Annotated in this window: 7 protein-coding genes; 5 read left to right on the forward strand and 2 right to left on the reverse strand. The window is 75.1% G+C overall.

Annotation, left to right across the window (positions count from 1 at the left end; genetic code table 11):
• Positions 1 to 399 precede the first annotated feature (399 nt).
• Together ACFU7Z_RS27945 and ACFU7Z_RS27950 are read left to right on the forward strand one after the other, a co-directional pair.
• Entirely contained in the window at positions 400 to 1,995 is a 1,596-nt protein-coding gene (locus ACFU7Z_RS27945; protein ID WP_380780406.1) for an alpha/beta hydrolase, read from the forward strand.
• Positions 1,996 to 2,176: 181 nt separating this feature from the next.
• Positions 2,177 to 2,902 carry a DsbA family protein gene (locus ACFU7Z_RS27950; protein WP_380780408.1) on the forward strand — a complete coding sequence of 242 codons (726 nt, stop codon included), beginning with the start codon at positions 2,177 to 2,179 and terminating at the stop codon, positions 2,900 to 2,902.
• A 102-nt stretch (positions 2,903 to 3,004) separates the two neighbouring features.
• Here ACFU7Z_RS27950 and ACFU7Z_RS27955 read toward each other — a convergent pair whose 3' ends face one another.
• Complete coding sequence (locus ACFU7Z_RS27955) at positions 3,005 to 3,598, reverse strand: DUF1707 domain-containing protein (protein ID WP_380780410.1); 594 nt, start codon at positions 3,596 to 3,598, stop codon at positions 3,005 to 3,007.
• Positions 3,599 to 4,035: 437 nt separating this feature from the next.
• On the opposite strand from ACFU7Z_RS27955, the gene ftsH reads away from it, so the two are divergent.
• The 3 genes from ftsH to ACFU7Z_RS27970 all read left to right on the forward strand — a co-directional run bounded on the left by ftsH (position 4,036) and on the right by ACFU7Z_RS27970 (position 7,997).
• Positions 4,036 to 6,141: an ATP-dependent zinc metalloprotease FtsH gene (ftsH, locus tag ACFU7Z_RS27960; protein WP_380780412.1), complete on the forward strand. Its 2,106-nt coding sequence runs from the start codon at positions 4,036 to 4,038 to the stop codon at positions 6,139 to 6,141.
• A 66-nt stretch (positions 6,142 to 6,207) separates the two neighbouring features.
• On the forward strand, positions 6,208 to 7,047 hold the full coding sequence (gene nadE / locus ACFU7Z_RS27965) for an ammonia-dependent NAD(+) synthetase (protein ID WP_380780414.1): 840 nt from the start codon (positions 6,208 to 6,210) through the stop codon (positions 7,045 to 7,047).
• A 179-nt stretch (positions 7,048 to 7,226) separates the two neighbouring features.
• Entirely contained in the window at positions 7,227 to 7,997 is a 771-nt protein-coding gene (locus tag ACFU7Z_RS27970) for an SDR family NAD(P)-dependent oxidoreductase (RefSeq protein WP_380780416.1), read from the forward strand.
• Positions 7,998 to 8,039: 42 nt separating this feature from the next.
• Here ACFU7Z_RS27970 and ACFU7Z_RS27975 read toward each other — a convergent pair whose 3' ends face one another.
• On the reverse strand, positions 8,040 to 9,713 hold the full coding sequence (locus ACFU7Z_RS27975; protein ID WP_380780419.1) for a DUF885 domain-containing protein: 1,674 nt from the start codon (positions 9,711 to 9,713) through the stop codon (positions 8,040 to 8,042).
• Positions 9,714 to 9,951: the final 238 nt, after the last annotated feature.

Raw genomic sequence — 9,951 nt, forward strand, 5'->3', positions numbered from 1 at the left:
ACCCTGCCGATCGGCAGGGTCGAGACAGGAACGGCGACAGGGCCCGGGGGCGGAGAGAGATGTGCCCCGCCGCCGCGGAGAGGCCCCGCAGCCGGGCCGAGCCCGTCAGTCCGAGCCCGTCGGCCCGTCAGCCGGAGCCCGTCGGCCCACCGGCCCGGCACCCGTTCGGCCGGTGGCAGCCGGTACGGCGCACGCCCCCCGTCCGGGGGTCTCCACAGGGCATCGGCGGCCCCCGGCCCCTAGGGTCTGTGGTGCGTCGGCGAACCGGGTGCCGCGCGCACGCAGGCCCGCCAGGCGTCGGCCGCCCCGCCGTGAGCCCTCCCGCCGTGCGCCGGGGTGTCCGGCAGGCCCGAGACCGCGCGCCGGGGTGCCCGGCCGACCGAGAGGTGGACCCGCCCCATGCACACCGTCGTCCGCGGCGCCGGAGCGCTCGGCCTGACCGTCCTGCTGCTCACCGCGGCCACCGGCTGCCAGGGCGACGGCTCCTCCGCCGCCGAGCCCGCGCCGACCTCCCCGACCTCCCTGGCCACCGGGACGGCGGCAGCCACCGGCACCGCCACCGGACTGGCCGCCCAACAGCTGGACTGGCACGCCTGCCCCGCCCCCACCGGCGCCCAGGGCGACGGCACCGCGCCCGCCGCCGACTGGCAGTGCGCCACCCTCAAGACCCCGCTGGACCACGGCAAACCGGACGGCACGACGATCGGTCTCGCGCTGATCCGCAGCCGGGCCAAGGACGAGCAGCACCGGATCGGCTCGCTGCTGTTCAACTTCGGCGGCCCCGGCGCCTCCGGCGTGGCCACCCTGCCGGCCCTGGCCGCGACCTACTCCTCCCTCAACTCCCGCTACGACCTGGTGAGTTTCGACCCGCGCGGGGTCGGCGCCAGCGACGGGGTGACGTGCCTGGACGACCGGGCGATGGACGCCGCCACCGCCGCCGACAGCACCCCCGACACCCCCGACGCGGTGAAGGCCCTGGACGACGGCAACGCCCGCTTCGTCGCCGCCTGCGAGCACAACTCCGGCGCGGTGCTGCCGTACGTGGACACCGAGAGCGCCGCGCGCGACATGGACCTGATGCGGCAGGTGCTGGGCGACCCGAAGCTCTCCTACTTCGGCATCAGCTACGGCACCCAGCTCGGCGGCGTCTACGCGCACCTGTTCCCGCAGCAGGTCGGCCGGATGGTGCTGGACCCGGTGGTCGACCCCACCAAGGACCCGCAGCAGGCCGCGCTCGGCCAGGCCCAGGGCTTCCAACTCGCCCTCGACGACTTCATGAAGGCCTGCGCCGCCCAGGTCGGGGCCGCCTGCCCGACCGGCGCGGGCGGCGACGAGGGCACCGCGAAGGTCACCGCCCTGGTGCAGAAACTGGCGCAGTCGCCGCTGCCGACCACCCAGGGGCGGCAGCTCACCGAGAGCCTGGCGATCACCGGCATCGCGGGTGCCCTGTACAGCCAGGAGACCTGGCCCGTGCTGGCCGCCGGGCTCACCCAGGCGATGGACCAGGGGACCGGCGACACGCTGCTCCAGCTCTCCGACGCGCTGAACGGGCGCGACGCGCAGGGGCACTACAGCAACCTGAACGCCGCGAACCGGGCGATCAGTTGCGTGGACGCCCGGCAGCGCTACTCGGACCAGGACGTGCAGCAGCAGTTGCCGCAGTTCCAGGCCGCCTCCCCGGTGTTCGGGTCCTACACCGCCTGGGGACTGACCGCCTGCACCGGTTGGCCCGTCCCCGGCAAGGCCGCCCACCCGGAGGTGTCGGCGCCGGGGGCCGCCCCGATCCTGGTGGTCGGCACCACCGGCGATCCGGCCACCCCGGTGGAGGGCGCCCGTACGATGGCGCAGCAGCTCGGCGCGGGCGTCGGCGTCACCGTCACGCTGCAGGGCGAGGGGCACGGCGGCTACAACACCGGCAACCCGTGCCTGAAGCAGACCGTGGACGCCTACCTGTTGGACGGGACGGTGCCGGCGGACGGGACGACCTGCGGCTGAGCGGTCGGCGGGGCGTGCGGGGCGTGCGGGGCGTGCGGGGCGTGCAGGGCGTGCAGGGTGTGCGGGCCGTGCCGGGCGCGTAGGGCGTGCGGGGACGGACGGCCGGGAGTGAAAGTGGCCCACTGGAATGGCCATCGATTGGCCCTGGAGAGTGGGCCACTCTGTCACTAGTCTTCTCAGCGTGACCAACGACGTGACGAACACCGCGCCCGCCCAGCACCACCTCGACCAGCTCGCCGCCCGGCTTCCCGACCGGCACCCCGGCAACGGCCACCGGGCCGACGACGACACCGTCAGGAACGACACCGTCAAGGTCGACTTCTACTTCGACCCCGTCTGCCCCTTCGCCTGGATAACCTCCCGGTGGATCCTGGAAGTCGAGAAGCAGCGCGAACTCGACCTGAACTTCCGGGTGATGAGCCTGTCCGTCCTCAACGAGGGCCGCACCGACCTGCCCGAGCGCTACCAGCGCCTGATGACCACCGGCTGGGGCCCCGTGCGGGTCTGCATCGCCGCCGCCGAGCAGCACGGCCCGCAGGTGCTGCGCGAGCTGTACACCGAGCTCGGCACCCGGCTGCACGACCAGGACCGGGCCGCCGACGACGCCGTCATCCGGGAGGCGCTGGCGGCGGCGGGCCTGCCGGAGGAGCTGGCCGAGGCGGCGAACAGCACGGAGTACGACGAGGCCCTGCGCAAGAGCCACCACGAGGGCATGGACCCGGTCGGCGAGGAGGTCGGGACGCCGACCATCCACGTGGACGGCGTCGCCTTCTTCGGCCCGGTGCTGAGCGCCATCCCGCGCGGCGAGGACGCCGTACGGGTCTTCGACGGTGTGCGGCTGCTGGCCGGGTACCCGAAGTTCTTCGAGCTCAAGCGGACCCGGACGGACGCGCTCGACTTCTCCTGACCCGCCCCGGCGGAGGCCGCGCCGAGCCCGCACTGAGCCCTCGCCGAGCCCGCCTCGGGCGTGCCCGCACGGAGGACTGCCGCGGGCCCGGACTGCGGCCCGTCAGCCCCGGCGGCGCTGCTTGATCCTGATCGGCCCCGACCGGGGGTGGCCGATCACGGTCAGCACCGGGGCGCCCGGCTCCGCCTGCTCGGCCGCCTTGTTGACGATGTTTCCGGTGTTGGTGCTCGTCGGGTCGATCCGTACGCCCCAGCCGCGCGGGACGATCAGCCGGATGTGGCCCATGCCGGTCGATGCCTCGACCGTGATCTCCCGGTGGGGGCACACGGCCTCGGTGAAGTCGACCGTGAGCAGCGAGAGCTTGGTCTCCGCGACGATCCGACGGGGCACGGACCAGCGGCCGCTCTGCACCATGTTGTTCATCCGGGGCCGGAGCGTGAGGACCTCCTCCGCCGCGGACGCCTCCCGGGCCTCCAGTCGGCCGCCGAGGTCGGCCACCAGGATGTCGAGTTCGCCGTACGTCCGCGCGGCGTAGGTGCGGTCGAGCCGCTCCTCCAATTCCCCGAGGTCGATGCGGCCGTCGCCGGCGGCGATCCGCAACTGTTCGGCCACCGCCTCCCGGTCGCTGTCCCCGGCCCGGGGTTCCACGGCGGCCCCGGGCGTCTTATGCGGCGCTGGCAGTTCCTCGTTGACCATGCGGCTACTCTAGGTCGCGAATCGTCCTGGTGGGCGGCTCGATCGCCAACTCCGTACGGCCCGAGGATCCTTGAGCGCACCCGGAGGAGCGCCCGGAGGGGCAGCCGAAGGAGCGGCCGGACGACGGGCTTCGCCGGGTGCGGTGGAAGCGCCCGGCAGGCCTCCGCAAACCGTTCGCGACGGCCCGACCCCACGTACCGGACCGGCCTTCGGCTTGCCCGGGTCCGCCTCCCGAGTCCGACGCCGTGCCCGACGCCCGTTCCCGACGCCCGTGCCCGGCGCCCGAGCCCGATCCGGCGCTGCGGGCCGTGGCGTCGAGTGGGTCGTTCTCCCCCGAGTGGACCGCTGCCACCCCCTTCAGGCTCCCGTCCGGGCGCGGAGAGTCCGACCATGGAGGGACGGAGGCTGTCCGGCCCCCCGAGAGGCGGTGAGCGTGGATGATCGCACGAATCCGGCTGCGCGCCGCCCGTCACCCCACGACCCCGCCGGGCTCCGGCCCCGACCCCGGCCCGAGGCAGGGCTGGGGTCAACCACGGGGCCCGGGCCAGGGCCAGGGCCCCGGCCCGGCACGGAACCAGCGCCCCGGCCCCGGCGGCCCGGCCAAGCCCCCGCCGCCCTCGTGGCGCCGCTGGCTGCTGCCCGTCGCCGTACTGGTGACGCTGCTCCTGCTGGTGCTCTTCTCCAACCCCGGCAAGCCCGGCACCCGCTACGGCTACACCGACTTCGTGAACCGGGTCGACGCCGGCCAGGTGCAGACCGTGGACGTCAGCGACACCGGCGCGGTGAGCGGCACGCTCAAGGACGGCACCCGCTTCAGCAGTCAGATCCCGACCGCCCTGGACACCTCCCAGCTCAGCAGCGCGCTCTCCGACCACCACGTGACCGTCACCGGCAGCCGGAGCAGCGGCGGCGGCTCGATCTGGTCCTCCCTGCTGCTGTTCCTGCCGCTGCTGATCTTCGGCGGGCTCTTCCTCTGGTCCGGCCGGATGGCCGCCCGTTCGCTGGGCGGCGGTCTGAGCGCCATCGGACGGTCCCGGGCCAAGATCATCGAGGCGGAGCGGCCGGACACCGGGTTCGCCGACGTGGCGGGGTACGAGGGGGTGAAACAGGAGGTCAGCGAGGTGGTCGACTTCCTGCGCAGCCCGGAGCGGTACGCCGCCGCCGGGGCCAAGGGGCCGCGCGGGGTGATCATGGTCGGGCCGCCCGGCACCGGCAAGACCCTGCTCGCCCGGGCGGTCGCCGGCGAGGCCTCGGTGCCCTTCCTCTCGGTGACCGGCTCCGGCTTCGTGGAGATGTTCGTCGGCGTCGGCGCCTCCCGGGTGCGCGACCTCTTCGACGAGGCCCGCAAGCGCGCGCCGTCGATCATCTTCATCGACGAGATCGACGCCGTCGGCGGGCGCCGGGCGGGCGGCACCCGGCTCGGCGGCAACGACGAGCGCGAGCAGACCCTGAACCAGCTGCTCGCCGAGATGGACGGCTTCGACCAGAGCACCGGCATCGTCGTCATCGCCGCCACCAACCGCCCGGACGCCCTCGACCCGGCCCTGCTGCGCCCCGGCCGCTTCGACCGGCAGGTCACCGTCCCGCTGCCCAACCAGGCCGAGCGGGCCGCCATCCTCGCCGTGCACGCCCGCGGCAAGACCCTGGCCCCGGACGTCGACCTCGGGCGGCTCGCCCGCAGCACCCCCGGCTTCTCCGGCGCCGACCTCGCCAACCTGGTCAACGAGGCCGCCATCAACGCCGTGCGCGCCGACCGGGCCACCCTCACCGCCGACGACCTCGACACCGCCCGCGACCGGGTGCTGCTCGGCCGCCGGGAGTCCTCCAACGCGCTGCTGCCCGACGAGCGGCACGCCGTCGCGGTGCACGAGTCCGGACACGCGCTGGTCGCCGCGCTGTGCGAGCACGCCGACCCGGTCGCCAAGGTGACGATCCTCCCGGCCGGCGTCGCCCTGGGCGCCACCGAGCAGCTGCCCGAGGCCGAACGGCACTTGTACAGCGAGGCCTACCTGGTCGACCTGATCACCGTCCAGCTCGGCGGCCGGGCGGCGGAGCTGGTGGTCTTCGGCGAGGGCTCCACCGGCGCCGCGAACGACCTCGCCAACGCCACCTCGGTCGCCACCCGGATGGTCCGCGAGTTCGGCCTCTCCCCGGAACTCGGCCCGGTCGGCTACTCCAGCGGCACCCCGCACTACCTTGGCGACAACCCCGAGGACCTGCTGCGCCGCCCGTACTCCGAGCAGACCCAGCGCGCCGTGGACGAGGCGGTGGCCCGCCTGCTGCGCGGCGCCGAGCGGCGGGCCGTCGCCCTGCTCACCGAACACCGGCACCACCTGGACGAGCTGGCGGCGCTGCTGGTCGCCCAGGAGACGGTGGACGGCCGGGTGGTGCTCGACATCCTGTCGCACCCGGCGCCGGGGCCGGAGCGGCCGGTCTCGCTGCGGAAGCCGGACGGGCCCGAAGGAGCGGCGGAGGCGGGTGCGCAGGCGGCACCGGCGGACACGGACGCGCAGGCGGAACCGGGGGAGGCCCCCCGCCCGTGACGGCCGCGTCGTGGGTGGTCGTATCCTCGTGATCGCGTCACGTACCCACCGTCCCGAGGAGTCGGAATGACCGAGCCCCTGCCCGCCGACGTCCAGCGGGAGATCGCCCGTGCCCTCGGGGTCGTCCCCGTGCCGGACCCCGCGAAGGAGGCCGAGCGGCGGGTGGAGTTCCTGGTCGGCCAGGTGCGGGCCACCGGCGCGCGCAGCCTGGTGCTCGGCATCAGCGGCGGCGTCGACTCCACCACCGCCGGGCGCCTGTGCCAGCTCGCCGTCGAGCGGCTGCGGGCCGAGGGGCACCAGGTGACCTTCACCGCCATGCGGCTGCCGTACGGCGTCCAGGCGGACGAGGCGGACGCCCAGCTCGCGCTCGGCTTCATCCGCGCCGACGAGGTGCTGACCGTCGACGTCAAGCCCGCCACCGACGGCGCGCTCGCCGCCCTGAAGGCGGCCGGCCTGACCTACGGCGACCACGGCCACGAGGACTTCGTCGGCGGCAACGTCAAGGCCCGCCAGCGGATGGTGGTCCAGTACGCGGCGGCGGGCGCCAAGGGCGGGCTGGTCGTCGGCACCGACCACGCGGCCGAGGCCGCGGTCGGCTTCTTCACCAAGTTCGGGGACGGCGCGGCCGACGTGATGCCGCTGTCCGGCCTCACCAAGCGCCAGGTGCGGGCGGTCGCCGAGGCGCTGGGCGCGCCCGCCGAGCTGGTCAAGAAGGTCCCGACCGCCGACCTGGAGGACCTTTCCCCCGGCCGCCCCGACGAGGACGCCCTCGGTGTCAGCTACGACGCCCTGGACGACTTCCTGGAGGGCATGCCGGTCAGCGAGGAGGTCTTCCGCACGGTCCTCGGCCACTACCGCCGCACCGAGCACAAGCGCAACCTGCCGGTCGTCCCGCCGGTGGTCTGACCGGTCCGGACGAGCGTGCCGCCGGCGCCGGGCTCCGGAGCGGTCCGCCGGGGCCGGGGGGCGAAGGCCCTCGGCGGTCTGATCATGACGTGGACGACCAGGCCCCCGGTGCCGGCAGGTGACCGGGGAGCCTGCCGAGCAGCGCCCGGCGCGTACGGGCCGAAGCCCGAGGGGGCGGAGTGACGACGGTGGAGCGGCTCGCGGTGGTGTCCGGGGGCGGGACCGGGATCGGCCGGGCGATCGCGGCGCGGCTGGTCGGGGACGGGCACCGGGTGGTGGTCGTCGGCCGCCGGGCGGCGGTGCTGGAGCAGGCCCGGGAGGAGATCGAGCGGACCGCCGGGCCGGGGCGCGTCGTGCCGGTGGCGGCCGATCTGACCGACCCGGCGGCGGTCGAGGCGGCGGCGGCCCGGATCGCCGGGCTCGGGCCGGTGGACGTGCTGGTGAACAACGCGGGCGCGATCGTCACCCCGCCCGCCGATGACGGTCTGGCCGCGCTGGCCGCCGCCTGGCGGCGGGACCTGGACGGCAATCTGCTCACCGCCGTGCTGCTGACCACCGCGCTCCAGGACGCGCTGCGGCGGCCCGGCGGCCGGCTGGTGGTGATCAGTTCGGCCGCGGCCCAGCGCGGCGGCGCGGGCCCGCACTCGGCGGGCTCGTACGCCGCGGCCAAGGCCGCGCTGCACGGCTGGGCCTTCGGCCTGGCGCGGCAGTTGGGGCCGGACGGGATCACGGTGAACGTGCTCGCGCCCGGGTACGTCGAGTCCACCGAGATCTTCGGGGCGGGCTGGAGCGAGGAGTTCCACGCGCGGAAGGTGGCCGACACCCTGGTCGGCCGGGCGGGCACCCCGGCCGACGTGGCCGAGGCGGTCGCCTACCTGGCCTCGCCGGCCGCCGGGTACCTGACCGGTCAGGTGATCGGGCTCAACGGCGGTGCGGTGCTGGGCCGTTGAGCCCGGTCGAGTGACCGCTCCCCGGGTCGGAGGACCGCCGGCCTACTGCTCCGCGATCCAGTCCGTCACCAGCTCCTCCAGCACCCCCAGCGGCAGGCTGCCGTGCCCGATCAGCCGGTGGTGGAACTCCCGGACGTCGAACCGGGCGCCGAGCGCCGCCTCGGCCCGCTCGCGGTGCCGCACGATCTCCCGGCGGCCGATCAGGTAGGCGGTGGCCTGGCCCGGCCAGGCGATGTAGCGGTCGATCTCGTTGCGGACGTTGGCCTCGGGGGTCGCGGTGTTGGCCCGCATGTAGGCCTTCGCCCGCTCCCGGGACCAGCCGTAGTGGTGCATCCCGGTGTCCACCACCAGCCGGACCGCCCGCATCGCGTCCAGCGAGAGCATCCCGAACCGGGACAGCTCCGAGCCGTACAGCCCCATCTCGTCCGCGAGCCGCTCGGTGTACAGGCCCCAGCCCTCGACGTGGGCGGTCAGCTGGCCGCTCGGGTTCCGCCGGAACCGCGGCAGGTGGTGCAGGGTCTGCGCGACGGCGAGCTGGAGGTGGTGGCCGGGAACGCTCTCGTGGAAGGCGATCGCCTCGTACTCGTAGCTGAACCGGGTCTCCGGGCGCAGCGTGTTGATCCAGTGGGTGCCGGGCAGTCCGCCCGGGCCCGGCGGCTGGTAGTAGGCCAGCGGCGCGGTCTCCGCCTCGATCGGGTCGATCTCCCTGGTCACGCAGTCGGCGATCGGGTACGGGCGGAACCAGTCCGGGGCGGCGCGGCGGGCCCGGTCCAGCGCCCCGTCCGCCAGGGCGACGATCTCGGCCGCGCTGCCGAAGCGCAGCGAGCGGTCCTCGCGCAGCGCGGTCAGCACGGCGGCCGGGTCGGTGATGCCCAGCACCTTGCCGCCCAGCTCGGCGAACTCCTCGCGCAGCGCCGCGACGGCCTCCAGACCGATCCGGTGCACCTCCTCCGGGGTGAGCCCGGGCCGGGTGAAGCGGGCGACGGCGTCCGCGTAGCCCTCGGCGCCGCCCGGCACGTGGCAGACCCCGGGCTTGTCGTCCGGCCGGGCGCCCGGTGCCAGCCGCTGGGCCAGCCCGGCCAGGAAGCGGGCCACCGCGGGGCGGACGGCGTCGCGCACGATCGCCAGGGCGCGCTCGGACTCCGGGCGGCCGGCCAGCGGCCGCAGCAGCTTGTCCTCGGCCGGGGCGGTCGCCAGGTGGGCCTCCAGCTGGGCGACGGCGGCGTCGACCCCGCTGCGCAGCGGGTGGCGGCCCTCGGCGGCGGCGTCCAGGGTGCGGCGCAGGACGGCGTCGAAGTAGTCGGGCAGCGCGGCGAGGCGTTCCAGGTAGGCGTCGGCGCCCTCCTGGTCGATCGAGGTCATGGCGAGCGCGGTGAAGGCCTCGTTCTGCGGGGCGACGATGGTCGCCGAGACGCTGAACTCGGCCAGCCCGTGGGTGATCTGGCCGATGCCGTTGGCGAGCAGCCGGGCGAGCACCCGGTGGGTGATCCGGTCCTCGCCGGTCAGCGAGTCCAGCGGGACCGCGGCCAGCCGGGCGGTGAAGCCCAGCAGGGCCTCGCGGTGGCGGTGCGCGGCCGCGCGGGACGGGTCGGGCACCAGGTGGGCGTAGCCCTCGACCCCGCTGAGGGTCGCGTCGAACGGGTTGTGGGTGTTCTCGGCGTCGAAGAACTCCTCCGCGAGTGCGGCGAGTCCGGTGTGCTGAGGCTGTTCGATCACGGTCGCTCCCCCGATGCGGTGTACCGCGGCGCGGCGTACCGCCGTGCCCGGTCCCGCCGATTATTCGGAGCGACCGGCGGCCCGGTCAATACGCGCTGGTGGGACGGGGGTTCCGTCCCCTCCCGCCGGCGGTCGCCACGCACGGACCCACGCACGGACCCGCGTACGGACCCGTGGACGGACCCACCCGCGGACCCGCGTACCGACCCGCGCACACGACGGTGCCGGCGTCCGTCGG

The sequence above is a fragment of the Kitasatospora sp. NPDC057518 genome, from assembly GCF_042802075.1.
Taxonomy (GTDB): Bacteria; Actinomycetota; Actinomycetes; order Streptomycetales; family Streptomycetaceae; genus Kitasatospora.

Bases quoted from the DNA above. Each gene is read 5' to 3' on its own strand.
- ACFU7Z_RS27945 (WP_380780406.1), top strand. From the start codon at position 400: ATGCACACCGTCGTCCGCGGCGCCGGAGCGCTCGGCCTGACCGTCCTG.
- ACFU7Z_RS27955 (WP_380780410.1), bottom strand. From the start codon at position 3,598: ATGGTCAACGAGGAACTGCCAGCGCCGCATAAGACGCCCGGGGCCGCC.
- ftsH (WP_380780412.1), top strand. From the start codon at position 4,036: ATGATCGCACGAATCCGGCTGCGCGCCGCCCGTCACCCCACGACCCCG.
- nadE (WP_380780414.1), top strand. From the start codon at position 6,208: ATGACCGAGCCCCTGCCCGCCGACGTCCAGCGGGAGATCGCCCGTGCC.